Genomic DNA, 24,567 nt, shown 5'->3' with positions numbered 1-24,567 from the left:
TCGGTGGCCCGGTCAGGCGGTGGTCGGGCGGGAGCTGCTGGCGAAGCCGCGGAGTCGGAGACTGTTGCCGACGACGAACACGCTCGATAGTGCCATGGCGGCGCCCGCGAGCATGGGGTTGAGGAGGCCGAGGGCGGCGATCGGGATCGCCGCCACGTTGTAGGCGAACGCCCAGAACAGGTTGGACTTGATCGTTCCGAGCGTGCGCCGCGAGAGTCGGATCGCGTCGACCGCCCCGCGCAGATCTCCGCGGACGAGGGTGATGTCGGACGCCTCGATCGCGGCATCCGTTCCCGTCCCCATGGCGATGCCGAGATCGGCCTGGGCGAGCGCGGGCGCGTCGTTGACGCCGTCGCCCACCATCGCGACGACCTTGCCCTCTCGCTGCAGCCGAGCGACGACGTCGACCTTGCCGGCCGGGAGCACCCCGGCGATGACCTCGTCGATGCCCACTGCGGCGGCGATCCGGCGGGCGACGGCCTCGTGGTCGCCGGTGAGCAGCACCGGCGTGAGACCCAGCTCCCTCAGCTGCGAGACCGCCGCGGCGCTGGTGGGCTTGACGGTGTCGGCGACGACCAGGATGCCGCGCGCGGCCCCGTCCCAGCCGACTGCGACCACGGTCTTGCCCTCGTCCTCGGCCCGCGCCTTGGCGGCGGCGAGCCCCGGGCTGAGCCGCTGGGCCCAGTCGTCGAGCAGCGCTTCGCGCCCGACGAGTACCGCGCGCCCGTCGACGATGCCCTGCACGCCCTTGCCCTCCAGGTTGACGAACCCGTCCACGGCGGGGAGCGCCCCGAGCTCGGCGACCGCGCCCTTCGCGATCGCCTGCGCGATCGGGTGCTCCGACGCGTCCTCGAGCGCTCCGGCGAGCCGGAGCAGCTCGGCACGGTCGGTGCCGGACTCGAGCATGACGTCCACCAGGGTCATCCGGCCGGAGGTCACCGTGCCGGTCTTGTCGAGCACGACGGTGTCGACCTTGCGGGTGGACTCCAGCACCTCGGGACCCTTGATGAGAATGCCGAGCTGCGCGCCGCGCCCGGTGCCGACCAGCAGCGCGGTCGGCGTCGCGAGGCCGAGAGCACACGGGCACGCGATGACGAGGACGGCCACGGCGGCCGTGAAGGCGACGGATGCCGGAGCCCCGGCGCCGAGCCATGCGCCCAGGGTCGCGGCGGCGATGAGGATCACGATCGGCACGAAGACGCCCGAGACGCGGTCGGCCAGGCGCTGCACCTCGGCCTTGCCGGTCTGCGCGTCTTCGACCAGACGCGCCATCTGCGCGAGCTGCGTGTCGGCGCCGACGCGCGTCGCGCGCACCACGAGCCGCCCGCCGGCGTTGACCGTGGCGCCGGTGACCGGGTCGCCGGGAGCGACCTCGACGGGCACCGACTCGCCCGTGAGCATCGAGGCGTCGACGGCGGAGGTGCCCGACACCACGACCCCGTCGGTGGCGATCTTCTCGCCCGGACGCACGAGGAACTCGTCGCCCACCCGGAGGTCGTCGATCGGGATCTTGCCCTCGATGCCGTCGCGCAGGATCGACACGTCCTTCGCGCCGAGCTCGAGGAGCGCCCGCAGGGCCGCGCCGGCCTGCCGCTTCGACCGCTTCTCGAAGTAGCGCCCGGCGAGGATGAAGACGGTCACCCCGGCCCCGACCTCGAGATAGATGTTCGCGCTGCCGTCGGCCGGCGAGAGCGCGAACTCGAAGCCGTGCGTCATGCCGGGTGTGCCGGCTGTTCCGAGGAAGAGCGCGTACAGCGACCACGCGAACGCGGCCAGCGTGCCCAGCGAGATGAGCGTGTCCATGGTCGCCGCGCCGTGGCGGAGGTTCGCCCATGCGGCCCTGTGGAAGGGAAAGGCGCCCCACACGATGACCGGGGCGGCGAGAGCCAGCGAGGCCCACTGCCAGTACGTGAACTGGAGGGCGGGGATCATCGCCATCCCGACGACCGGCACCGTCAGCACGGTCGACACGATCAGCCGCTCCCGCAGCGAGGTCAGCTCGGGATCCGCGTCGCGATCCGTGCCGCCCGCGCCTTCGGCATCCGTCCTCTTCGGGGCCGGCAGCACCGCCGTGTAGCCGGTCTTCTCGACCTCGGCGATCAGCTGGGCCGGATCGTAGCCCGCGGGCACCGTCACGCGGGCCTTCTCGGTGGCGTAGTTGACCGTGGCCGCGACGCCGTCGAGCTTGTTCAGCTTCTTCTCGATGCGCATCGCGCAGGAGGCGCACGTCATCCCGCCGATCTCGAGCTCGAGGCTCGATCCGGCGGGACTCGTGGCTGCCGTCGTGCTCATCGTGTCTTCCTTCATCTGCGCGGTCAGTGGCCGTGCGGCTCGTCGTCGTGCGACTCCTCGACGGGCGCCTCGCCGCCGGGCGCGGGCTCGGCAGGCGCCGGTCCGGCGGGCGTGGGCTCGGCGGTGGAGCCGTCGGCGTCGGCGGTGTCGAGCACGAACGCGGCGGTGCGCACCTGTCCGTCGACCTGGAAGTCGAGGTACAGCAGGTAGCGGCCCGGGGTGGGCGCTTCCGCCATGAACGCGATCTCCGGTCCCGCTGTGTCGCCGGGCGCGGGCTCTGCGCCCTCGGCGTGCACGTGCAGGTACGCGAGATCGCCGCCGCGGAGCGCCACGAGGTGACCGAACGCCCCGAGGTACGGCTCGAGCGTCGTGACCGGCTGCCCGTCCCGGGCGACCGAGATGGTGAGGTCGCTCGTGGCGCCTGCGCGCAGGTCACCCGCGATCGAGACGGTGTACCCGTCGACCTCGGCCGTCCGCACGGGCTCCGCGACGACCGGCCGGTGGTCGCCGGCGACCTCGACGGTGCGCGTGAGCGTCAGTGCCGCGGCATCCGGATCCGCCGGCGTGAAGTCCGCGTACACGCGATACGTCCCCGCCGCGTCCCACTGCCACGGCAGCGACCACGTGCCGGTGCGCTCGTCGAGCGTGGGATGCACGTGGCGGAAGTTCGCGCCGTCGCTGCGGACGACGATCAGGTGCAGCTCCTTCTCGTGCGCCACGGCGTACTCGGTGAGCGGCTCCCCCGCGTCCGTCAGGATCTGGAAGCTGAGCTCGCCCGCCGCGGCGGTCGACGCCGGCGCCGCAATGGGCGACAGCAGGTAGCCGCCGTCCGAGAGCGACAGCCCGGTCGGAACGGCGGCGGAGCTCTCCGCACTCGCGTCCATCGCGCCGTGGCCCTCCATCGCGTCGGCTCCTTCGTCCGGCGAGCCTGCGACGACGTCATCGGGGACGACCGCGGCAGCCACGCCGAAGGCCGCGGCGAACGCCAGCGCCGCTCCGGCGGTGAAGAGGCCCAGCCGTCCCGCGGCGTTCATCAGACGCGTACGGCGGAGTAGCCGGCCTCGTCGACGGCCGCCAGCACGACGGCCTCGTCGATCGCCTGGTCGCTGGTCACGAAGAGCTTGCCGCTCTGCGCGCTGACGTCGACACCCTGGACGCCCGCGATCTGCGTCACCTCGTCGCGGACGGACTTCTCGCAGTGCCCGCACGACATGCCCGTCACCTGGTACTCGGTGGTCGTCATTCTCACTCCTTCATCGGTACCCCCGCTGGGTATGCAGTCCATCGTAGCAAACACATACCCGGTTGGGGTATACCCCGGAGGCAGCGCGACTCGATGACCACAGGTGGGGGCTCAGGCAGGCGCGGCGACCATGCCCCCGCGAAGGGCGCGGCTGCCGTTCACCCACTGCACACCCGCGCGTCATCGACTTCGGCGCGGCGGGACCGCACGATGGTGCCACCGGCGCCGATGCCGCCATTCGATCGATTGTGACCGCGACGCTGACCCGGGCTCGCGGCCACCTCTGGTGGGAGGTTGCGCGATGGAAGACGTCACCCGCGTCGTGTCGCTCTATGAGGGGTTCTTCGCCGGCGGTGCGAGGATCCTCCATTCCGACGTGGTCGCCGGCCTGCACGGCTCGGGCACCCAGCGCCACTCGGTGCTGAGCATCGCGAGCCGGGCCCGCCGCGAGTCGGTCCTTCAGCGCATGGAGGACGATCTCCGGTATCAGCGGCTCGTCGCGCAGGGCGTCGGCGTGCGCACGCTGAGCCGCACGGCCGGTGACCGCCCGCTCGAGCCGGCGAGTTATTCGCCGGAGGAGCTGGATGCCGCGGCTGCCGCCCTGCGGGACGCCGATCTGATCCTCTCGCTGAAGGAGCAGCCGCTCGGGCTGCTGCTCGCCCTCCACGGCCACGGACTCATGCCCGACGTGCCCGTCGCGGTGTGCCTACACCGTTCGGATCCGCTGCACTCCGGGCCGGCACTGGGCTGGCTCAGGAGCGCGACCGACGCCGGGCTGGTGACCGCGACGATCTCGTGCGCCGAGACGACCCGGCGCGCCTACCGACGCGCGGGCGCGGGGGCACCGGCGCAGCACGTCGTCGCGAACGGCATCGACACGGAGCGGTTCCGCCCGGCGACACGCGTGGAGAGCGCGCAGACCCGAGCTCGCCTCGAGATCCCCCGCGGCGCGCCGGTGATCGCCTTCGCCGCACGGTTCGACGCGATGAAGGATCCGGAGCTGTTCCTCCGGGCGGTCGCGGCGCACCAGCGCCGGCGGCCGGACACCTACTACGTGCTGTGCGGTGCGGGCATGATCGGGGAGAACCTCTCACTCCGCGACATGCTCGACCGCATCTGCGACCGCGCCCCCGACCTGCGGCGGCGCGTGCGGCTGCTCGGCATCGTCGACGACATACCGGCCGTCTACGGCGGCGCCGACATCGTCGCGCTCACCAGCGCCTACGGCGAGGCGTCGCCGCTGTGCCTGCTGGAGGGCGCAGCCTGCGGCGCCACTCCCGTGACCACCGACGTGGGAGACGCCGCCCGCCGTGTCTCGGGGCTCGGCCGCGTCACGACACGCGACCCCGACGAGATCGCCACCACGTGGGAGCACGTCCTCGGCGCGCGGGCGGAGCTGCGGGCGGCCGCGCTCGCCGCGCGCCCGCGCCTCGACCGCGCGCACATGATCGACGAGTACGCCGCCATCACCCGGGGGCTGGTGCAGCCGCGACGCGTCGCGGCATGACCGGCACCCGGCCCGGCGCTCGGCAGACGCCGCTCGTCATCCGCCGGCCGGATTGCGAACCTGCCACGCGGTCACCTCGACGGTGGTGCCGGGGATGATGTCGAGCGAGACCTCCCACGTGAGGCGGGCCGCACCGGGATGCACCGCGACCCAGAGGCTGCGCGCGGCGAGCTGTCCGTGGACCGAATTGGCGTCCCAGCCGATGACGGCGAAGACCGTATCACCGGGCTGGACGGTGAGCGGCTGCGGGCCGGGGTCTTGGGCCATGAAGGAACTGCCGTGCTCGACCGTGACCGCCAGGAGGTGGCCGTTCTGGTCGCCGTAGGCGACGTCCGGATAGCCGTCGACGACGCACGGCTCGTCGGAGGTGTTCACAAGCTGCAGCAGCTGTCCCCGATGGCCGGTCGCCGCATCGGCGGCCGGCGCCAGGATCGTCGTGTTCTCGGCGGTGCACGCCCCCTCGGGAAGCTCGATGCCCGTGGGCGCGACCGTCGGCACCGGGTCGCCGGCTGCCGTGGGATCGGGCGGTGCGGCGCCGTCCGGGTCGGCGCTGACTTGCGCGGCGGCCTGCTCCTGACGCAGCTGATCCTGCGCGGCGGCGTGGCCGGCCTCCGCTGCGAACGGCAGGGCGATCGCCGCGACCACGGCGACCGCCGTCGCCGCCACCACGGTCCGCGACGCTCCGAAGCGAGCTGCCGCCGCGGTGACCGCCTCGGGGCTCCGGACGTTCTCGGCCGCGGCGGCTTCGGCCGAATCGGCTTGGGCCGCGGCGGCTTCTGCGCGCTCTGCGCGGCGGCCGCTCACCACCAGCGCGGGGATCCAGCCGACGAGCACGGCCCACCACACGGTGAGCGGCGCGGCACCCATGGTGCCGAGGGCGCCACGGATCCCGAACTGACCGACCCACACGAAGAAGTCGCCGAGGTCGAGGCTCGCGCCGATCACGAACGCGCTGAGAATCGCGGCCAGCCACCCTGCGGCGAACGACCCACGGTTCCCGGGAGCGAGCCGTGTGGCGAGCACCGCGTAGCCGGCGATGAGCACAGCTCCGATCAGCACCTGCACGACGATCGCCCACGGCACGGGCAGGCCGAACATGCCGTAGCGCATCGGCGACGGTATCGCCTGCGCCAGGGTCGCCAGACTCCCGCCCGCGGGTTGGAGCAGGAACGGCGCCCACCCGCACACGAACCACAGGGCGGCCAGCACAACGCCGCCGATCAGGCCTCGACGCACTCTCTTCTCCTCAGATCATGACAAGCGGGCCCAGCGGCGCGCGCGTGTGCTGGGTGGCGTCATCCCTGTCCCGGTGCTCCGTACATCGCACCGTCGGGGAGGGGCGGACAGACCGCGGACTCGGTCTGAGCCGCGATCTCGGCTCTCACCGCGACGCCGCCGTCCTTCTTGACGATCGTGTAGACGATGCCTTCCTGGGAGTCCGCTGCGGGGATGTATCCGACCATCGCGGAATCGATCGCCGGGTCGTCTGGAGCGGGGGCGAAGGCGGTCGTGATGAGGTCCGCGGTGGGGTGCTCTCTCAGCCAGTTCGCGGTGTCGCTCACGGTCGCGTCCGGGATCGTCCAGAACGCCTCGATCTCCTCGACGGGACCGCAGGGCCATCCGGTGTAAGAGGTGAAGCCGCCGATCGTCACGTCGGAGCGGACGGCGCCCGGGGGGAGGGTGGCCGCGTCGAGCCACGCCTGAGCCTGCTCTTGCGCTGCCGCGACCTCGGCGTCCAGCGGTGCGGTGGGCTCGCTCGACGCGCTCGGCTCGCTCGACGCGCCGGGCTCGCTGATCACCTCGGGCGTCGCGATGCCCGCGCCGGCCACGGGCGTCGCGCAGCCGGCCAGCAACAGGACGAGGAGGAGCGAACCGACTGCCAAGGCTGGGCGACGCTGCATACGCCCACCGTAGGGGTGCGACGCGACCTGCCGCGAACCGGCGGGTCGGTCCGGTCCGCTTCGTACGCCGCCGGTCGGCCCGGAAAGCAGATCAGCCCCGCTGAAAGCGAGGCTGATCTGGTGAAAATGGCGGTGACGGTGGGATTTGAACCCACGGTAGGGGGTTACCCTACACAACTTTTCGAGAGTTGCACCTTCGGCCGCTCGGACACGTCACCGCCGACAAGCTTACGACACGTCGACGGATGCCGCGAATCGGCGCAGCGCGCTCACGCCGCCACCCACCGGCCCCGGCGTCGCCGGGCGGCGCTAGCGTGGGGACCATGGCCGACGACGGTGCACCGCCCGTTCTCGCGAACCCCACGACCACGATCCAGCGGCTCGTGCTCTGGATCGCCGTACTCGGATCGTTCGTTGCGTTCCTCGACGGCACCATCGTCAACGTCGCGCTCCCCGCGATCAGCGACGAACTGGGTGGCGGCATCACGACGCAGCAGTGGGTCGTCGACGCGTACCTCATCACACTCGGCGCGCTCATCCTCGTGGCGGGCTCGGTCAGCGACGCGTACGGCCGTGTGCTCGTGCTGCGGATCGGGCTCATCGGGTTCGGCATCGCCTCGATCGCCATCGCGGCCGCGCCGACGGCCGAGTTCCTCATCGTCGCCCGGGCGGTGCAGGGTGCGGCGGGCGCCTTCCTCGTGCCGAGCTCGCTCGCGCTCATCACGTCGAACTTCTCCGGCGCCGCGCAGGGGCGCGCCATCGGCATCTGGACCGCGATGACGACCTCGGCCATGATCGTCGGCCCGCTCATCGGCGGCGTCCTCGTCGACCTCGCATCGTGGCGGCTCGCGTTCCTCATCAACGTGCTGCCCATCGGCATCACGCTGCTGCTCCTCGCGCGCGGCGGGATCCGCGACAGCCGGCGCGAAGGTGCCACGATCGACTGGATCGGCGCCGCGCTGTGCACGCTGGGGCTCGGCGGCATGGTCTACGCGCTGATCGAGCAGCCCAACCTCGGGTGGGGGTCGCCGGCGATCTGGATCCCCCTCCTCGGCGGCGCGGCCCTGTTCACGGCGTTCATCCTGCGCCAGCGAGTCGTCAGCCACCCGATCCTGCCGCTGGACCTCTTCCGCGTCCGCAACTTCTGGACGGGCAACGTCGCCACGACCTTCATCTACGGCGCCCTGGCCCTCAACGGCCTGGTGGTGGTCGTCTACCTGCAGGAGGGCGCCGGTCTCCCGGCGACCCTGGCCGGCCTGGCGAGCCTGCCGATGACGATCCTGATGATCCTCTTCAGCTCCCGCATCGGCACCCTGAGCGGCAAGTGGGGCCCACACCTGTTCATGACGGTCGGCCCGGTCCTGATGGGGGCGGGCGCCCTGCTCCTCCTCACCGTCGACCACGAGTTCTCGTACTGGTGGCAGGTGCTCCCCAGCATGATCGTCATGGGTGCCGGGCTCGCACTCACGGTGGCGCCGCTCACGTCGGCGATCCTCGGAGCGATCGGTCCGGAGCGCTCCGGCATCGCCTCCGCGGTCAACAACGCCGTCGCCCGCGTCGCCGGACTCATCGCCATCGCCCTCCTCGCGACCATCGTCGGCGGCGCTCTCGACCTCGAGGGATTCCACCGCGCCGCCATCGTCACGGCGGCGCTCATGATCGCGGGCGGGATCACCTCGTTCCTCGGCATCCGCAATCCCGACCGAGACTCCGACGCGATGCATTCTCCCGGCGCGTGACCCTGGCCCGCGGCATCCGTGCCCTGCAAGACTGGCCGCATGGCCGTCATCGAGAACTCGAAAGTCACCGTCGTCGGAGCCGGCAGCGTCGGCGCGAGCACCGCGTACGCCGCGCTCATCCGCGGATCCGCCCGCCACGTCGCGCTCTACGACATCGCCACGCAGAAGGTCGAGGCCGAGGTGCTCGACCTCGCCCACGGCACGCAGTTCACGGGTTCGAGCGACATCATCGGCGGCAGCGACCTGTCGGTGGTCGAGGGATCGCACGTCGTCGTGATCACGGCCGGCGCGAAGCAGGACCCGGGCCAGACGCGCATCGAGCTCGCCGGCGTCAACGCCGGGATCATGAAGAAAATGATGCCGCAGCTGCTCGAGGCCGCGCCCAACGCCATCTACGTCATCGTCACGAACCCGTGCGACGTGCTGACGGTGCTCGCACAGGAAGACACCGGACTGCCGCCCGAGCGCATCTTCGCCTCGGGCACCGTGCTCGACACCTCGCGCCTGCGCTGGAAGCTCGCCGAGCGCGCGGGCGTCTCGACCTCGAGCGTGCACGCCTACATCGTCGGCGAGCACGGCGACACCGAGTTCCCGCTGTGGTCGAAGGCGACGATCGGCACCGTGCCGATCCTCGAGTGGGTCACCCCGCGCGGCGACCGCATGACCGCCGACGAGCTCGACCAGATCGCCGTCGACGTGCGCGACGCCGCCTACAAGGTGATCCAGGGCAAGGGCGCGACCAACTACGCCATCGGCCTGTCGAGCGCGCGCATCATCGAGGCGATCCTCAACGACGAGCGGGCGGTCATGCCGGTCTCGCCGGTGCTGCACGACTTCCACGGCGTCGACGGCGTCGCGCTGTCGGTGCCGGCGGTCGTGAGCGCGGCAGGTGCCGAGCCGATCCGCGAGACGCAGTTCGACGCGAAGGAGCTCGACCTCCTCCACGCCTCCGCCGACGCGCTGAAGAAGGTCGCCGACTCGCTGCGCGGCTGACTTCGCCCGAACGGATGCCGGGGCCGCTAGTCTCGTCCTGCATCGACGATTTCGGGGGTCATCGTGCACACACGCTTCACCGCGCGCGCTCGGGGCGCGCTCGCCGCAGCCGCAGCCGCTGTCGTTCTCACGGTCACCGGGTGCGCCGCGCCGGCGGCCGGACCGGTCGCCACACCGACCGCGACGGACACCGCGCAGTCCTTTCCCACCGAGACCGCATCCGCACTGCAGGACGTCCTCGACGGTGCGCCGATCGGCGATCGCCTGCCGGGGGTCGTCGCGCGGGTCGTCACGGCCGACGGCGTCTGGACCGGGGCAGCGGGCAGCGTGGCGCTGGGCTCCGACGTCGAACCGTCGGGGGCCGACCGCACGCGCATCGGCAGCCTCACCAAGACGATGACGGCGACCATCCTGCTGCAGCTGGTGGGTGAGGGCCTCGTGACGCTCGAGGATCCGATCTCTCAGTACGTGCCCGATTCACCCAACGGGGCTGCGACGCTGCGCCAGCTCGCCGACATGACGAGCGGCATCCCGTCGTACTCGCTCGACCCCGCGTGGGAGCAGATGTACTTCACCGATCCGTCCGCCGTCTTCACACCGCAGCAGCTGCTCGACTACGCCAAGGGGCTGCCGCTCGACGGGGCTCCGGGCGAGACGTGGGTGTACTCCAACACCAACTACGTGCTGCTGGGGATGGTCATCGAGCAGGTGCTCGGCCAGCCCATCGCCGAGGTGTTCGACGAGCGGCTCTTCGCACCGCTCGGGATGGAGGCATCCGTCTATCCGGGCGATTCGCCCGCCATCGACGAGCCGCACCTGCGCGGCATCACCGTGCAGGGACAGCCCGACGACACGCCGGTCGATGCGACGGACTGGAGCCCCTCGTTCGGATCGACGGCCGGCGAAGTCGTCTCGACGCTCGACGACCTCACCCTGTGGGCGCACGCCCTGTTCACCGGCGAAGGCGTCCTGACGCCCGAGCTGCAGCAGCTGCGACGCGACTCGATCCTCTCGGCGCCGCCGCCCAACACGCCGGAAGGCGGCTACGGACTCGGCTGGGGCCAGCGCCCCGACGGGTGGTGGGGCCACTCCGGCACGATCCCGGGCTTCACGACCTCGGTCTTCCACTCCTACGACGAAGAGGCCACGATCATCGTCGTCACGTCGAGCGACATCGCCTTCGACGGCGGCGGCGAGCCGGCGCCCACGCTCTTCGAGGAGCTCGCGGCCGCACTCGGCTGAGCATCGGGGGACGGATGCCGGCGGCCCCCGCCGCCGCCGCACTCGGGCCTCCGCGTCGGCGGGTGGGCGCTGGTGCGCGGCTCCCTGCTCCGCGGGCCGGGCCCGGCGCGCGGCTGCCAGCTCCGCGGGTCGGGCTCCGGCGCGCGGCTCCGGGAGATGTCGGGCGTCCCGCCTACGCTGGGGGCATGGCCGCGACCCGACGCCCGACGCAGACCGCGCCCTACCGGTGCACCGAGTGCGGGTGGACCACCCTCAAGTGGGTCGGGCGCTGCGGCGAGTGCCAGCAGTGGGGGACGGTGGTCGAGGCCGCCGAGCAGACCGGCATCCTCCGCTCCGTGACCCCGGTGGCGCCCGGGGCCGCTCGGGCCGCGCAGCCCATCACGCGCATCGACACGTCCGACGCTCCCCGCCGGACGACCGGCGTCGGCGAGTTCGACCGCGTCCTGGGCGGAGGGGTCGTGCCCGGGGCGGCGATCCTGCTGTCGGGCGAACCGGGCGTCGGCAAGTCGACGCTCCTGCTCGAGGTCGCCGCGCAGTCCGCCCAGGCCGGGCGCCGCGTGCTCTACGCGAGCGCCGAGGAGTCGACCGCGCAGGTGCGGCTCCGCGCCGAGCGCACCGGAGCGCTCCACGACGAGCTGTACCTCGCGAGCGAGACCGACCTCGCGACCATCCTCGGGCACATCGACGACGTGGCTCCCGACCTCTTGATCGTGGACTCTGTGCAGACGGTGTCGTCGGCCCTGTCGGAGGGCATGGCGGGGCATCCGTCGCAGGTGCGCGAGGTCGCGGCCACGCTGATCCGTGTCGCGAAGGACCGCGCACTGCCGACGATCATCGTCGGCCATGTCACCAAGGACGGCTCGATCGCCGGCCCCCGCATCCTCGAACACCTCGTCGATGTGGTGTGCCAGTTCGAGGGCGACCGGCAGACGTCGCTGCGCTTCGTGCGCGCGCTCAAGAACCGCTTCGGCCCGACCGACGAGGTCGGGTGCTTCGACATGACGGGCGCGGGCATCGCCGAGGTGCCCGACCCCAGCGCCCTGTTCCTGGGCCACGGCAGCACCGAGCCCGGCACGTGCGTGTCGATCGCCCTCGAGGGGCGTCGCGCGCTGCCCGTCGAGGTGCAGGCGCTCACCATCGACAGCAAGTCGGGGAATCCTCGCCGCATCGTGAACGGCGTCGACGCCGCCCGTGTCGCCACGGTGCTCGCGGTCCTCGAGAAGCGGATGGGGATCAAGACCTCCGATCAGGACGTCTACGTCTCCACCGTCGGCGGCGTCAGGTTCGCCGAACCCGCCGCCGACCTCGCGATCGCCCTCGCCGTCGCCAGCGCGGTCGAAGGGTGGACCATCCCGCGCCACATAGCCGCGGTCGGCGAGCTCAGTCTGGCGGGCGAAGTGCGGCCCGTCACGCAAGCGACGCAGCGCCGGGGCGAGGGTGCGCGCCTCGGATATCGCGACGTGATCGACCATCGCTCCGGTTCGCTCGGCGGAGCGGTCCGCGACGTGCGCACGCGGTCGAAGGGGCGGCCGGGCGAAGACATCCCCGACTTCTGACCCGGCGACCCGGCCACGCGACCGCCCAGGCGAGCGGCACCGCGGTCAGCGCCCGCGCGGTCGCCGGCGCCGGCGTGGATCGGCGAACCCGAGCGCGATCGGAACCACGAGTCCGGCGGCGCAGATGATGCCCACGAGCAGGAAGTCCACCCGGCGAGTCTCCCTCGTCGCCCCCGACGACGCAAACCCTCCGCTCGGAGTGTCGGACTTCGCCTCCTGGCGGCCCGCCTCCCCGCGCACTCCTGCGTGCGCGCGGCTGGGTCGCGGGGTTCGGGGCGCAGCAGTGGCGTCCGGAGCGCACGCCGCCTGCCCCGAACGCACGCGACGCGCCCCGAACCGGGCGGGCATCAGCGTCCGCCGTCAGCTCAGGCGTCGAGTGCCGCGATGAGGTCGGCGGGTGAGGCCTGCAGCGGGTGCGGCCCGGCGATGTCGAAGAACACCGTGGTGATCTCCTGCTCGTGCGCGCCGAGGAAGGCGCGGAGCCACCCGGGCGACTGCAGCGCGACGCCCGGCGGCAGCGTCGCGGGCTTGTGGGCGGCGTCGCTGAAGAGGAGCAGCGCGACGTCGCCGGTGTTCGGGTCGCGGTAGGTCCAGACCTCGCCGACGTCGAGCGGGTTGTCGCGCTGGCCGGGGCGCATGAGCGGCACGACGGTGGGGCCGTGGCGCAGCGCGAAGGCGACCGCGGCCATGTCCTGCGTCTGGAGCGCGTCGCTCAGCTGCGTGTTGCGGAACTCCAGCGGCTCCTTCGCCTTCTTCGCGCGCTTCTTGCCTGCCACCCGTCCAGCGTAATCGCCCGCAGGCGCGGAGCCCGGCGCAGGCGTCAGGCGAGGAAGCCGCGCAGCAGGGCCTCCGAACCGGCGAGGTGTTCGAGGATGGCGGCTTCCGCGGCATCCGGTCGTCCCGCGAGGATCGCGGTCACGATGCGCTCGTGCTGCGCGTTCGAGTGCTCGATGTTGCGCGGCAGCAGCGGGAAAGTGTCGAGCCACTCGTTGACGCGCGCGCGGTTCTCGGCGGCGAGAGCGACGAGCGACGGGATGCCGGCGAGCTCGGCGATGGTCAGGTGCAGCAGCGTGTCGAGCCGGCGATAGTCGGATTCGGATGCCTCCGCCACGAGCTCGTACCGCGCCCACAGCTCATCGCGGGCGGCGGCGTCGAGCGCGCGCGCGGCCGCGGCGCGGGCGGCACCCGCCTCGAGCACGCGGCGCAGGCCGAGGACGTCCTCGAGCTCGGCGGGCGCGACGTCGCGCGGATGCGGCGGCTGCGGCAGCGGGTCGGCGACGAAGGTGCCGCCGTAGCGACCCCGCCGGCGGACGAGGTACCCGGTGTCGGCGAGTTCGCGGATGGCCTCGCGCACGGTGTCGCGGCTCACGGCGTAGAGCACGGCGAGCTCACGCTCGGACGGCAGCGACTCCCCCGGTGCCACGACCCCGAGGCGGATCGTCTGCGCGAGGCGGGCGACGGTGTCTTCGAGCGCATTGCCCTCGCGCACCGGCCGGTAGACGGCCTTGCGCACCTCCCGCAGCGGCGCGTCCGTCATCGGTCCACCGGCTGATCTCGTCCGCAACTCCGGATGGATGAACAGCAGCCCGCAGAAAACCGCGGGCGCGGCATCCGATCTCGTCGTTCTTCCGGAATTGCGAACATGGCCAGACCCTACAGCGGCGTGACGTAGGCGTTGGTGATGCCGCCGTCGACGACGAACGCCGTGGCGGTGATGAACGACGCGTCGTCCGAGGCGAGGAAGGCGACCGCGGCCGCGAGCTCCTCCGGCTCGGCGAAGCGGCCCATCGGCACGTGCACGAGTCGGCGCTGCGCGCGCTCGGGGTCCTTCGCGAACAGCTCCTGCAGCAGCGGCGTGTTCACGGGTCCTGGGCACAGCGCGTTGACGCGGACGCCCTGGCGGGCGAACTGCACCCCGAGCTCGCGGGTCATCGCCAGCACGCCGCCCTTGGACGCGGTGTACGAGATCTGCGACGTCGCCGATCCGAGCAGCGCGACGAACGACGCGGTGTTGATGATCGAGCCCGCCCCCGCCGGCACCATGTGCCGCAGCGCCGCCCGCGAGCAGAGGTACACGCTCTTGAGGTTGACGTCCTGCACGCGGTCCCAGGCCGGCAGCTCGGTGGTCTCGATCGAATCGTCGTCGGCGGGCGAGATGCCGGCGTTGTTGAAGGCGATGTCGAGTCGCCCGAACTCCGCCGCGACTCCGTCGAACACGGCGTTCACCTGAACCTCGTCGGCCACGTCGATCTGGCGGAACACGCCGTCGACCTCATCCGCGGCGACCTCGCCGGTGGCGGGATCGAGGTCGGCGATGACGACGCGCGCCCCCTCGGCCGCGAAGCGCCGCGCGGTCGCGAGGCCGATCCCGGAGGCGCCGCCCGTGATGATCGCGACCCTGTCCTTCAGGCGCTGCGTCAGATCCATGCGTGTTCCCTCTCAGTCCGTCGCGAAGAAGACGTTCTTGGTCTCGGTGAAGTGCTCGGCGGCGTCAGGGCCCAGCTCGCGGCCGAGGCCGGAGGCCTTCATCCCGCCGAACGGCGTCCAGTACCGCACCGACGAATGCGAGTTGACCGACAGCACGCCGCTCTTCACGCCGCGCGCGACGCGCACCGCGCGGCCGAGGTTCTCGGTCCAGATCGATCCCGCAAGGCCGTAGATCGTGTCGTTCGCGAGCCGGACCGCGTCGGTCTCGTCGTCGAACGGCAGCACCGCGACCACTGGCCCGAAGACCTCTTCGTGCGCGATGCGGTCGCCGCGATCGGCGAGCACCACGGTCGGCGCGAACCAGAAGCCGTCGCCGAATGCGGCATCGTCCGACGACGGCGCCGAACCCCGGAACGCGACGTTCGCGCCCTCGAGGAATCCTTCGACGGTGGTCCTGTGGGATGCCGAGATCAGCGGTCCCATCTGCGTGGTCTCGAGCGCCGGGTCGCCGACCGTGAAGCCGCGTACCGCCGGCTCGAGCAGCTCGAGGAATCGGTCGTACACCGACCGCTCGACGAGGATGCGGCTGCGCGCGCAGCAGTCCTGGCCGGCGTTGTCGAACACGGCGCCGGGCGCCGAGGCGGCGGCCTTCTCGAGGTCGGCGTCGGCGAAGACGATGTTCGCGCTCTTGCCACCCAGCTCGAGGGTCACCGGCTTGAGCTCGCGCGCGCAGCCGGCCGCGACATCCGTCCCCACTTCCGTGGAGCCGGTGAAGACCACCTTGCGCACGTCGGGGTGCGACACGAACCGCTGCCCGACGACGGACCCCGACCCCGTCACGACCGAGAACAGCCCCTCGGGCAGGCCGGCCTCCAGCGCCAGCTCGCCCAGGCGGATCGCCGTCAGCGGCGTCAGCTCGGCAGGCTTCAGCACCACCGCGTTGCCCGCGGCGAGCGCCGGAGCGAACCCCCACGACGCGATCGTCATCGGGAAGTTCCACGGCACGATGATCCCGACGACGCCGTACGGCTCGTGGAACGTCACATCCAGGCCGCCCGACACCGGGATCTGCTGTCCCGAAAGCCTTTCCGGCGCACCGGCGTAGAAGTTCAGCACCTGCGCGACGTGGGACGCCTCCCACCGGGCCGACTCGATCGGGTGCCCCGAGTTCCGCACCTCGAGCTGCGCGAGCTCCTCGACGTGCTCTTCCACCACGCGCGCGAACCGCCGCAGCGCGTCCGCCCGCGCCACCGGTGCGATGCCCGCCCAGGCGCGCTGGATGTGCTTCGCCCGGGCGATGACGGCGTCGACGTCCTCGACCGCCGTGCGGGCGATCTCGCGGATCGGTCGCGCGGTGGCCGGGTTGATCACGGTGAAGGTGCTCATGCGCCCACCTCGTGCCGGATCGAGCGCGCGGCGAAGGCGGATGCCTCGGCCACGAGCCCCGCGAACAGGCGGCGATCCTCGCGGTTCTCCTCCGGGTGCCACTGCACGCCGACGACGTATCCCTCGCCCTCCGACTCGAACGCCTGCACCAGTCCGTCGTCGGTGCGGGCGGTCGCGACCAGTCCGGCGCCGAGCCGGTCGATGCCCTGGTGGTGGTAGCTGTGCACGTCGAGGCTGCCGGTCCCGACGAGTGCGGCGAGCCGCGAACCCTCGTCGACCGCGACCTCGTTGGTCGCGAACACGCCGCCGCCGATGCGATACCGCTCGGTTCCGAGCGCCTCTGGCAGGTGCTGGTGCAGGGTGCCGCCGCGCGCGACGTTCACGAGCTGGAGCCCGCGGCAGATCGCGAGCACCGGCATCCGTCGCTCCTCCGCACCGCGGAACAGCGCGAACTCCCACGCGTCGCGGTCAGGGCGCGCAGGATCGGTGAGCGGATGCCGCTCCGCGCCGTACAGCGACGGCTCGACGTCCAGGCCCCCGGTGAGGATGAGGCCGTCGAGCCCGTCGAGCGCCGCGTCGGCGGCGGCATCCGGATCCGGCTGCGGAGGCAGCAGCACCGCGATGCCGCCCGACGCCGTCACCGAGTCGAAGTACTGCTGCGGCAGGAACGCGGCGCGCACGTCCCACACCCCCTGTTTCGCCTGCTCGAGGTACGTCGTCAGCCCGATCACGGGCTTTCGCGCCGGATCGCGTCGCCGCACGGGCGCCGCGTCGAGTTCAGAGGCGTTCGAAGCCACGGACCCTCTCCCAATCGGTCACGGCCGCGTCATAGGCCTCGACCTCGATGCGCGCCTGGTTCAGGTAGTGGTCCACCATGTCGCCGCCGAACGCCGCGCGAGCGATCGCCGACTGGTCGAACAGCTGCGCCGCTTCGCGCAGCGTCGTGGGAAGGTGGCCGACGCCGGCGGTGTACGCGTTGCCCTCCAGCCGCTCCGGCAGCGGCAGCTCGTGCTCGATGCCGTGGAGACCGCCCGCGATGATGGCGGCGATCCCGAGGTAGGGGTTCACGTCGCCGCCCGGCACGCGGTTCTCGACCCGCAGCGAAGACCCGCGCCCGACCACGCGCAACGCGCACGTGCGGTTGTCGACGCCCCACGCGATGCCCGTCGGGGCGAACGAGCCCTTCGCGAACCGCTTGTACGAGTTGATGTTCGGCGCGTACAGCAGCGTGAACTCGCGCAGCGTCGCGAGCACACCGGCGATCCAGTGCTCCATGAGCGGACTGAACCCGTACTCGCCGTCACCGGCCATGACGGCGTCGCCTGCCGCCGAGCGGACCGACAGGTGGATGTGGCAGCTGTTGCCTTCGCGCTCGTTGAACTTGGCCATGAACGTCAGCGCCTTGCCGTGGTGCTCGGCGATGGCCTTCGCGCCGTTCTTGTAGATCGCGTGCTGGTCGGCGGTCTCGAGCACCTCGGCGTAGCGGAACGCGATCTCCTGCTGGCCGAGGTTGCACTCCCCCTTGACGCCCTCGGTGTACAGCCCGGCGCCGTCCATCGACAGGCGGATGTCGCGCAGCAGCGGCTCGAGCCGGCCCGACGCGAGCAGGTCGTAGTCGACGTTGTAGTCGGTCGACGGGGTGAGGTCCCGGTAGCCCTTGGCCCAGGCATCCCGATACGTGTCATCGAAGACGATGAACTCCAGCTCGGTGCCGGAGTACGCGACGAGACCCCGGTCGGCGAGCCGCTGCCGCTGGCGGTTCAGGATGTCGCGCGGCGACTGCACGACCGGGTCGCCGCCCTCCCACGTGAGGTCGGCCATGACCAGCGCCGATCCCGGGAGCCACGGGATGCGCCGGAGCGTCGCGACGTCGGGACGCAGCAACATGTCGCCGTAGCCGGTCTCCCAACTCGACATCGCGTAGCCCTCGACGGTGTTCATGTCGACGTCGACCGAGAGGAGGTAGTTGCAGGCCTCGGCGCCGTGCGGCAGCACCTCCTCTTGGAAGAGCCGCGCCGAGACGCGCTTGCCGACCAGGCGTCCCTGGGCGTCGGTGAACGCGACCACGACGGTGTCGATGTCACCGGCGGCGATGCCCTCGTTCAGCTGCTCGACGGTGAGGTTGCCCGGCATCCGCTCCTCCTCCTGTACCGACGTGCGTCGCAAGTCGTGAGCGCGGTCCCCCCGAACCGCGCTCACCCGCTCACTCTAACCAAAATCCGCTTCAAAGGTAGACACAGCCGACCAATAGGCGCCACAATCAGCGCAAAGCGCATCTGCGACCCGAGCGCACTTCCTTTGCCCTTCCTTGGAGGACCGATGTCCCAAGCGAGCAGTGCACCCCAGCCGAAACCCGCATCGCAGGCCGCGGGCGGTTCCGCCAAGGTCGCGGGAGCGACCTATACGCGGGCGGGACAGGATTACTTCGAGAAACGCGGCCTCAAGCGCGCGGCCGGCGTGTGGGGCCTGTGGGGACTCGCCGTCGCCGCCGTCATATCGGGCGACTTCTCGGGCTGGAACTTCGGCATCGACTTCGCCGGCTTCGGCGGCATGCTCATCGCCTTCGTGATCCTCGTGGCGATGTACTACGGCATGATCTTCTCGATCGGCGAGATGGCCGCGGCGATGCCGCACACGGGGGGCGCGTACTCGTTCGCGCGGTCGGCGATGGGGCCCTGGGGAGGCCTCATCACCGGTGCCGCCGAGACGATCGAGTACGTCGCGACGACCGCGGTCATCGTCTTCTTCTCGGCCTCGTACGCCGACGCGATCACGTCCGAGCTGCTGAACGTGTCGCTGCCCGGCTGGGTGTGGTGGATCATCCTCTACGCGATCTTCATCGCGCTGAACGCCGCGGGCGCGAGCATCTCGTTCAAATTCGCGATCGTCGTCTCCGTGATCTCGATCGGCATCATCCTCGTGTTCTCGGCGATGGCGCTCTTCTCCGGAGCGTTCCAGTGGGCGAACCTGTGGGACATCGCCCCCGACCCCGGCCAGACCGAGTTCCTGCCGCACGGCGTGCTGCCGATCCTCTTCGCGCTGCCGTTCGCGATGTGGTTCTTCCTCGGCATCGAGGAGCTGCCTCTGGCGGCCGAGGAGTCGCACAACCCGGTGCGCGACATCCCGCGTGCGGGGTTCTGGGCGCGCGGCACGCTCATCGTGACCGGCCTGCTGGTGCTGTTCCTCAACACCGGCGTGCTCGGGGCCGAAGCGACCGGCGTCGCCGCCGAGCCCCTGCTCGACGGCTTCCGCGCGATCGTCGGCGACCAGCTCGCTGCGCTGCTCGCACTCTTCGCCCTGGTCGGGCTCCTCGCATCGCTGCAGGGCATCATGTTCGCCTACGGGCGCAACATGTACTCGCTCTCGCGGGCGGGCTACTACCCGCAGTTCCTGTCGCTGACGGGCAAGCGCAAGACCCCGTGGGTCGCACTCGTCGTCGGTGCGGTCATCGGCTTCATCGCGCTGCTCGTCATCGAGTTCGCGGGAGGGTCGGGCAGCGTCGCGGGCGCCATCGTCCTCAACATCGCGGTGTGGGGCGCAGTGCTGGCGTACTTCCTGCAGATGGTGTCGTTCATCATCCTCCGCAAGAAGCTGCCGAACGTCGAACGCCCGTACCGCAGCCCGTGGGGCATCACCGGCGCGGTCATCGCGGCCGCGATCGCGCTGCTGATCTTCGTCGGATTCCTGCTGAACCCCACGTTCCTGCCCGCGATCATCGCCATCGCGGTCGTGTATGTGGTGCTCCTGCTCGGCTTCGGGCTCTTCTTCCGCCATCGCCTGGTGCTCTCCCCCGAGGAGGAGTACGCGATATCGGGCGGCAGCCACGGCGACCCGCAGGCCGAGGGCTACGACGCCATGGAGCCCGAGGTGTTCGGCGACAAGCCCTAGGTTCGGCCAGAGACCCTAGTGGGGGAAGGGGAGCGGGGCGACCTGGGGGCGCCCCGCTCCGTCGTTTCCAGACGATGAGATGACGGATGCCGCGTCCGCCGCGCGTCCGTGGCGACGGGGTACGACTACTCCGTGCTGCGTCGGCGCTCCGCTTCGCGCGGCGTCGGGGTCAGGGTCGGTGTCGGGGTTGCCGAGGGGGTTCGGCTCAGTAGAGCAGGAACTGCTTCGGCTCGGTCGAGGCGATGCCGCCGATCTCGACGGAGAGGAAGTACGACGCACCGCCGCCCGGCGCACGGGCGCGCGTCTCGTCGGCACAGGTGCCGACGGCCGATCGGGTGCGGTCCCACGAGAGCGGCGTGGCGCTCGAGACCGTCTGGCCCGCGGCGATCAGCACGACCATGTCGCTGGGCTCGCTCTGGCAGTCGGTGGACCGCCACCAGATGTCGTCGCCGCTGGTGACCGTGTACGACTGGGCGGTGGTGCCGACGTTGAGGACGCAGTCCGGGCCGTTGTTCGTCAGGCTGATCGTGAACTGGGGGTTCTGGTCGCCGGCGTACGTGTCGGCCGACGTCACCGCCGCCACCGCGATCTCGCTCGCGACACAAGGCTGCGCCGTCGGCGTCGCGCCTGCGGTGGGAGTCGGGGTGGCGCCCTCGACGACCGCGCCCTCGACGGCGCCCGTCTCGGTGCCGCCCGCGGTCGCCTGGTTCGAGGGCACAGGAAGCGATTCGGCGGTGTTCTGCGGCTGCTGCTTCTCGTCGTCGTCGGACGACGCGGTCGCCGCACCCGCCCACGGCTGGACGATGAGCAGCCACACGACGCCCGCGATCGCCAGCACGGCGATGAGCAGGACGATGCGCCGGCGGCGGTAGACCGCCGGGGAGTGGCGACGTCGCTGAGTGGTGCCGGTCATGCTGACAGGGTAACCGCGGGCGGACGCTTCGCCGGTCGGCGCGCCCCGCATGCCGCGACCCCGTACGCGCGGCTGTCGCGGCCCCATGCGCGTCTTCAGCCCGGTCAGCCGCGACCCGGCGCGCCGGGCGCCGGTCAGAGGCGCTTGAGCATGCGGGTGTTGCCGAGGGTGTTGGGCTTCACGTGCGCGAGGTCGAGGAACTCCGCGACGCCCTCGTCGGGCGAGCGGATGAGCTGGGAGTACACGTCGGGATCGACGACCTGCTCGCCGATCTGCTCGAAACCGCGCCGGGTGAAGAAGTCCACCTCGAACGTGAGGCAGAACAGCCGCGACAGCCCGAGCTCGCGCGCGTTCTCTTCCAGGCGCTCGACGATGGCGCGGCCGACACCGTGATGCAGCCACCCGTCCGCGACGATGAGGGTGCGGACCTCGCCGAGGTCCTCCCACATCACGTGCAGCGCCCCGCAGCCGATGAGGTCGCCGTTCGCGTCCTCCGCGACGACGAACTGCTGCGTCGCCTCGTACAGCACGACGAGGTCCTTGCCGAGCAGGATGCGCCGCTGCACGAACGGCTCCAGCAGCGCCTGGATGCGGCGGACGTCGCGCGTGCGCGCGGGCCGGACGGTGAACTCTGCCACCCGTCCAGCGTAGAGCGCCGCCCCGGCCGTTGAGCGGAGGGCGCTCCAGCGCCCGCAGACGAAACGCCTCGGATCGACGACTGCGCCGGGTGCAGGCGTTTCGTCTCGCTCGTTCCTCGCTCGCTCGCTCGACGAGCACAGTCCAGCACGGGAACGACGAAGAGCGGATGCCGCGACCCGGGGTCGCGGCATCCGCTCTCGTGCGAATCAGGGATTACGCGTTCGCGGCCAGATCCGGTGTCGCGGTGATCTCGCCGTTGTGCACGACGCCGACGGCGACCTTCTCGCCGCGGGGGCCGTGCTCGAACACGAACTCGCCGTTCTGCGCGTCGACCTTCACGTGGTCGCCCGCGTCGAGCTCGCCGTGGAGGATCTTCTCCGACAGGCGGTCCTCGATCTCGCGCTGCATCGCACGACGCAGGGGCCGGGCGCCGAGTGCGGGGTCGAAGCCGATCTCGATCAGCTTGTCCTTCGCGGCATCCGTCAGCTCCACCGTCATGTCGCGGTCGAGCAGGCGCTCGCCGAGGCGCTTGGTGAACAGACCCACGATCTGGCGCAGCTCGTCCTTGTCGAGCTGCGGGAAGACGATGATGTCGTCGACGCGGTTCAGGAACTCGGGCTTGAAGTTGCGCTTCAGCTCCTCGTTGACCTTGCCCTTCATGCGCTCGTAGGTCGTGCCGCTGTTGCCCTCGACCTGGAAGCCCACCGGGCCACCGGCGATCGCCGACGAACCGAGGTTCGTCGTCATGATGATCACCGTGTTCTTGAAGTCGATGACGCGACCCTGACCGTCGGTCAGGCGACCCTCTTCGAGGATCTGCAGCAGCGAGTTGAAGATGTCGGGGTGGGCCTTCTCGATCTCGTCGAAGAGCACGACCGAGAACGGCTTGCGGCGCACCTTCTCGGTGAGCTGGCCGCCCTCTTCGAACCCGACGAATCCGGGAGGGGCACCGAACAGGCGCGAGACGGTGTGCTTCTCACCGAACTCCGACATGTCGAGCGAGATCAGCGCGGCCTCGTCGTCGAAGAGGAACTCGGCGAGCGCCTTGGCGAGCTCGGTCTTTCCGACGCCGGTCGGGCCGGCGAAGATGAACGAGCCCGACGGGCGCTTCGGGTCCTTGAGACCCGCACGCTGGCGGCGGATCGTCTTCGAGAGGGCGGCGATCGCCTCCTCCTGGCCGATGACGCGCTGGTGCAGCGCCTTCTCCATGAAGACGAGACGGCTCGACTCCTCCTCGGTCAGCTTGAAGACCGGGATGCCGGTGGCCTGCGCGAGCACCTCGGCGATCAGGCCCTCGTCGACCACCGCGTGGGACGCGACGTCGCCCGAGCGCCACTGCTTCTCGAGGCGCAGGCGCTCGGCGAGGAGCGACTTCTCCTCGTCGCGCAGCGACGCGGCCTTCTCGAAGTCCTGGCCCTCGGAGGCCTGCTCCTTCTGCTCGCGGACCTTGGCGATCTTGTCGTCGAACTCGCGCAGCTCGGGCGGGCTCGACAGGATCGACAGCCGCAGGCGGGCGCCGGCCTCGTCGATCAGGTCGATCGCCTTGTCGGGCAGGAAGCGGTCCGAGATGTAGCGGTCGGCGAGGTTCGCCGCCGCGACGATCGCGCCGTCGGTGATCTGCACCTTGTGGTGCGCCTCGTAGCGGTCGCGCAGGCCCTTCAGGATGTTGATCGCGTGGGGAAGGCTCGGCTCGGCGACCTGGATGGGCTGGAAGCGGCGCTCGAGCGCGGCATCCTTCTCGAAGTGCTTGCGGTACTCGTCGAGCGTCGTCGCGCCGATCGTCTGGAGCTCGCCGCGGGCCAGGAGCGGCTTGAGGATCGACGCGGCGTCGATCGCGCCCTCGGCGGCACCGGCACCCACGAGGGTGTGGATCTCGTCGATGAAGACGATGATGTCGCCCCGCGTGCGGATCTCCTTGGTGACCTTCTTCAGGCGCTCCTCGAAGTCACCGCGGTAGCGGGAGCCGGCGATCAGCGAACCGAGGTCGAGCGAGTAGAGCTGCTTGTCCTTGAGCGTCTCGGGCACGTCGCCCTTGACGATCGCCTGCGCGAGGCCCTCGACGACGGCGGTCTTGCCGACGCCGGGCTCGCCGATGAGGACGGGGTTGTTCTTGGAGCGGCGCGACAGGATCTGCATGACGCGCTCGATCTCCTTCTCGCGCCCGATCACCGGGTCGAGCTTGTTGTCGCGCGCGGCCTGCGTGAGGTTGCGGCCGAACTGGTCGAGCACCTGCGAGCCGCCCTGCGTGGTGCCCTGGGTCTGCTCTCCTGCGCCGCTGGCGACTCCCGCGGGCTCCTTGCCCTGGTAGCCCGACAGCAGCTGGATGACCTGCTGGCGCACCTTGTTCAGGTCGGCGCCGAGCTTGACGAGCACCTGGGCGGCGACGCCCTCGCCCTCGCGGATCAGGCCCAGAAGGATGTGCTCCGTGCCGATGTAGTTGTGGCCGAGCTGCAGCGCCTCGCGCAGCGACAGCTCGAGCACCTTCTTGGCGCGGGGGGTGAAGGGGATGTGGCCGGTCGGCTGCTGCTGACCCTGGCCGATGATGTCCTGCACCTGCTCGCGCACGGCGTCGAGCGAGATGCCCAGGCTCTCGAGCGCCTTCGCGGCGACGCCCTCGCCCTCGTGGATGAGACCGAGCAGGATGTGCTCGGTGCCGATGTAGTTGTGGTTCAGCATCTTCGCCTCTTCCTGGGCGAGGACGACCACACGACGGGCACGGTCGGTGAATCTCTCGAACATCGTTCACTCCTCCGGGGCACCCCGGTGCGGTGATGCACGTCTGGCGCCTTACATCGAGGGTAACGAGAGGGTCGAGAGCCCACGGCCGTGTTCGCCGTGGGC

The 24,567-nt window shown here is 71.1% G+C and carries 20 protein-coding genes and 1 tRNA gene; 6 read left to right on the top strand and 15 right to left on the bottom strand.

Annotated features, from left to right (window positions below; genetic code table 11):
• Positions 1 to 12 precede the first annotated feature (12 nt).
• From IM770_RS14710 to IM770_RS14700, 3 genes are read right to left on the bottom strand one after another with little or no spacing between them, the layout of a single operon-like run.
• On the bottom strand, positions 13 to 2,292 hold the full coding sequence (locus tag IM770_RS14710) for a heavy metal translocating P-type ATPase (protein WP_203581903.1): 2,280 nt from the start codon (positions 2,290 to 2,292) through the stop codon (positions 13 to 15).
• A 23-nt stretch (positions 2,293 to 2,315) separates the two neighbouring features.
• A complete protein-coding gene (locus tag IM770_RS14705) occupies positions 2,316 to 3,326 on the bottom strand; it encodes a DUF8832 domain-containing protein (protein ID WP_239066273.1) in 1,011 nt (336 codons plus the stop codon).
• Positions 3,326 to 3,535, bottom strand: coding sequence for a heavy-metal-associated domain-containing protein (locus IM770_RS14700; protein WP_203581902.1), 210 nt, complete (start codon positions 3,533 to 3,535; stop codon positions 3,326 to 3,328). Before IM770_RS14700 ends, IM770_RS14705 begins: the two co-directional genes overlap by 1 nt.
• Positions 3,536 to 3,836: 301 nt before the next feature.
• On the opposite strand from IM770_RS14700, the gene IM770_RS14695 reads away from it, so the two are divergent.
• Positions 3,837 to 5,042 carry a glycosyltransferase family 4 protein gene (locus IM770_RS14695; protein ID WP_203581901.1) on the top strand — a complete coding sequence of 402 codons (1,206 nt, stop codon included), beginning with the start codon at positions 3,837 to 3,839 and terminating at the stop codon, positions 5,040 to 5,042.
• Positions 5,043 to 5,078: 36 nt separating this feature from the next.
• Here IM770_RS14695 and IM770_RS14690 read toward each other — a convergent pair whose 3' ends face one another.
• The 3 genes from IM770_RS14690 to IM770_RS14680 all read right to left on the bottom strand — a co-directional run bounded on the left by IM770_RS14690 (position 5,079) and on the right by IM770_RS14680 (position 7,161).
• A complete protein-coding gene (locus IM770_RS14690; RefSeq protein ID WP_203581900.1) occupies positions 5,079 to 6,278 on the bottom strand; it encodes a DUF4232 domain-containing protein in 1,200 nt (399 codons plus the stop codon).
• A gap of 59 nt (positions 6,279 to 6,337) precedes the next feature.
• A complete protein-coding gene (locus tag IM770_RS14685; RefSeq protein ID WP_203581899.1) occupies positions 6,338 to 6,925 on the bottom strand; it encodes a hypothetical protein in 588 nt (195 codons plus the stop codon).
• A gap of 145 nt (positions 6,926 to 7,070) precedes the next feature.
• Positions 7,071 to 7,161: transfer RNA gene (locus tag IM770_RS14680), tRNA-Ser, on the bottom strand.
• Positions 7,162 to 7,266: 105 nt separating this feature from the next.
• Between IM770_RS14680 and IM770_RS14675 the strand changes: the two genes are divergently transcribed.
• From IM770_RS14675 to radA, 4 genes are all read left to right on the top strand, one after another.
• Positions 7,267 to 8,682: an MFS transporter gene (locus IM770_RS14675; RefSeq protein WP_203581898.1), complete on the top strand. Its 1,416-nt coding sequence runs from the start codon at positions 7,267 to 7,269 to the stop codon at positions 8,680 to 8,682.
• Between the two features lie 39 nt (positions 8,683 to 8,721).
• A complete protein-coding gene (locus IM770_RS14670) occupies positions 8,722 to 9,675 on the top strand; it encodes an L-lactate dehydrogenase (protein ID WP_203581897.1) in 954 nt (317 codons plus the stop codon).
• A gap of 63 nt (positions 9,676 to 9,738) precedes the next feature.
• On the top strand, positions 9,739 to 10,917 hold the full coding sequence (locus IM770_RS14665; RefSeq protein ID WP_203581896.1) for a serine hydrolase domain-containing protein: 1,179 nt from the start codon (positions 9,739 to 9,741) through the stop codon (positions 10,915 to 10,917).
• Between the two features lie 185 nt (positions 10,918 to 11,102).
• Positions 11,103 to 12,473, top strand: coding sequence for a DNA repair protein RadA (radA, locus tag IM770_RS14660; protein WP_203581895.1), 1,371 nt, complete (start codon positions 11,103 to 11,105; stop codon positions 12,471 to 12,473).
• A 365-nt stretch (positions 12,474 to 12,838) separates the two neighbouring features.
• On the opposite strand, the gene IM770_RS14655 is transcribed toward radA, so the two are convergent.
• The 6 genes from IM770_RS14655 to IM770_RS14630 all read right to left on the bottom strand — a co-directional run bounded on the left by IM770_RS14655 (position 12,839) and on the right by IM770_RS14630 (position 18,419).
• Positions 12,839 to 13,249, bottom strand: coding sequence for a dehydrogenase (locus IM770_RS14655; RefSeq protein WP_203581894.1), 411 nt, complete (start codon positions 13,247 to 13,249; stop codon positions 12,839 to 12,841).
• A 44-nt stretch (positions 13,250 to 13,293) separates the two neighbouring features.
• Positions 13,294 to 14,010 carry a FadR/GntR family transcriptional regulator gene (locus tag IM770_RS14650; protein ID WP_203581893.1) on the bottom strand — a complete coding sequence of 239 codons (717 nt, stop codon included), beginning with the start codon at positions 14,008 to 14,010 and terminating at the stop codon, positions 13,294 to 13,296.
• A gap of 116 nt (positions 14,011 to 14,126) precedes the next feature.
• Positions 14,127 to 14,900, bottom strand: coding sequence for a 3-oxoacyl-ACP reductase (locus IM770_RS14645; protein ID WP_203581892.1), 774 nt, complete (start codon positions 14,898 to 14,900; stop codon positions 14,127 to 14,129).
• A gap of 12 nt (positions 14,901 to 14,912) precedes the next feature.
• Positions 14,913 to 16,286 (bottom strand): aldehyde dehydrogenase family protein, encoded by a 1,374-nt coding sequence (locus IM770_RS14640; protein ID WP_203581891.1) that lies wholly within the window; start codon positions 16,284 to 16,286, stop codon positions 14,913 to 14,915.
• The gene (locus IM770_RS14635; RefSeq protein ID WP_372430682.1) at positions 16,283 to 17,083 is read right to left on the bottom strand and encodes a gamma-glutamyl-gamma-aminobutyrate hydrolase family protein; all 801 of its coding nucleotides are present in this window, start codon (positions 17,081 to 17,083) and stop codon (positions 16,283 to 16,285) included. Before IM770_RS14635 ends, IM770_RS14640 begins: the two co-directional genes overlap by 4 nt.
• Positions 17,064 to 18,419, bottom strand: a complete 1,356-nt coding sequence (locus IM770_RS14630; protein WP_203581890.1) for a glutamine synthetase family protein — start codon at positions 18,417 to 18,419, stop codon at positions 17,064 to 17,066. The genes IM770_RS14635 and IM770_RS14630 overlap by 20 nt, the downstream gene beginning before the upstream one ends.
• A gap of 186 nt (positions 18,420 to 18,605) precedes the next feature.
• Here IM770_RS14630 and IM770_RS14625 point away from each other — a divergent pair, with 186 nt between their 5' ends.
• Entirely contained in the window at positions 18,606 to 20,174 is a 1,569-nt protein-coding gene (locus IM770_RS14625; protein ID WP_203581889.1) for an amino acid permease, read from the top strand.
• 205 nt (positions 20,175 to 20,379) lie between these two features.
• On the opposite strand, the gene IM770_RS14620 is transcribed toward IM770_RS14625, so the two are convergent.
• The 3 genes from IM770_RS14620 to IM770_RS14610 form a co-directional block, all read right to left on the bottom strand.
• Complete coding sequence (locus IM770_RS14620; protein ID WP_203581888.1) at positions 20,380 to 21,087, bottom strand: hypothetical protein; 708 nt, start codon at positions 21,085 to 21,087, stop codon at positions 20,380 to 20,382.
• A gap of 134 nt (positions 21,088 to 21,221) precedes the next feature.
• Entirely contained in the window at positions 21,222 to 21,725 is a 504-nt protein-coding gene (locus IM770_RS14615; protein ID WP_203581887.1) for an amino-acid N-acetyltransferase, read from the bottom strand.
• A gap of 214 nt (positions 21,726 to 21,939) precedes the next feature.
• A complete protein-coding gene (locus tag IM770_RS14610) occupies positions 21,940 to 24,465 on the bottom strand; it encodes an ATP-dependent Clp protease ATP-binding subunit (RefSeq protein ID WP_203581886.1) in 2,526 nt (841 codons plus the stop codon).
• Positions 24,466 to 24,567: the final 102 nt, after the last annotated feature.

The organism is Microbacterium hibisci, assembly GCF_015278255.1.
Classification (GTDB): domain Bacteria; phylum Actinomycetota; class Actinomycetes; order Actinomycetales; family Microbacteriaceae; genus Microbacterium; species Microbacterium hibisci.
This window is presented reverse-complemented; position numbering and strand designations above follow the sequence as displayed.

Bases quoted from the DNA above. Each gene is read 5' to 3' on its own strand.
- IM770_RS14700 (WP_203581902.1), bottom strand. From the start codon at position 3,535: ATGACGACCACCGAGTACCAGGTGACGGGCATGTCGTGCGGGCACTGC.
- IM770_RS14640 (WP_203581891.1), bottom strand. From the start codon at position 16,286: ATGAGCACCTTCACCGTGATCAACCCGGCCACCGCGCGACCGATCCGC.
- radA (WP_203581895.1), top strand. From the start codon at position 11,103: ATGGCCGCGACCCGACGCCCGACGCAGACCGCGCCCTACCGGTGCACC.
- IM770_RS14620 (WP_203581888.1), bottom strand. From the start codon at position 21,087: ATGACCGGCACCACTCAGCGACGTCGCCACTCCCCGGCGGTCTACCGC.
- IM770_RS14610 (WP_203581886.1), bottom strand. From the start codon at position 24,465: ATGTTCGAGAGATTCACCGACCGTGCCCGTCGTGTGGTCGTCCTCGCC.
- IM770_RS14695 (WP_203581901.1), top strand. From the start codon at position 3,837: ATGGAAGACGTCACCCGCGTCGTGTCGCTCTATGAGGGGTTCTTCGCC.
- IM770_RS14630 (WP_203581890.1), bottom strand. From the start codon at position 18,419: ATGCCGGGCAACCTCACCGTCGAGCAGCTGAACGAGGGCATCGCCGCC.
- IM770_RS14670 (WP_203581897.1), top strand. From the start codon at position 8,722: ATGGCCGTCATCGAGAACTCGAAAGTCACCGTCGTCGGAGCCGGCAGC.
- IM770_RS14705 (WP_239066273.1), bottom strand. From the start codon at position 3,326: ATGAACGCCGCGGGACGGCTGGGCCTCTTCACCGCCGGAGCGGCGCTG.
- IM770_RS14645 (WP_203581892.1), bottom strand. From the start codon at position 14,900: ATGGATCTGACGCAGCGCCTGAAGGACAGGGTCGCGATCATCACGGGC.
- IM770_RS14625 (WP_203581889.1), top strand. From the start codon at position 18,606: ATGTCCCAAGCGAGCAGTGCACCCCAGCCGAAACCCGCATCGCAGGCC.
- IM770_RS14650 (WP_203581893.1), bottom strand. From the start codon at position 14,010: ATGACGGACGCGCCGCTGCGGGAGGTGCGCAAGGCCGTCTACCGGCCG.
- IM770_RS14710 (WP_203581903.1), bottom strand. From the start codon at position 2,292: ATGAGCACGACGGCAGCCACGAGTCCCGCCGGATCGAGCCTCGAGCTC.
- IM770_RS14675 (WP_203581898.1), top strand. From the start codon at position 7,267: ATGGCCGACGACGGTGCACCGCCCGTTCTCGCGAACCCCACGACCACG.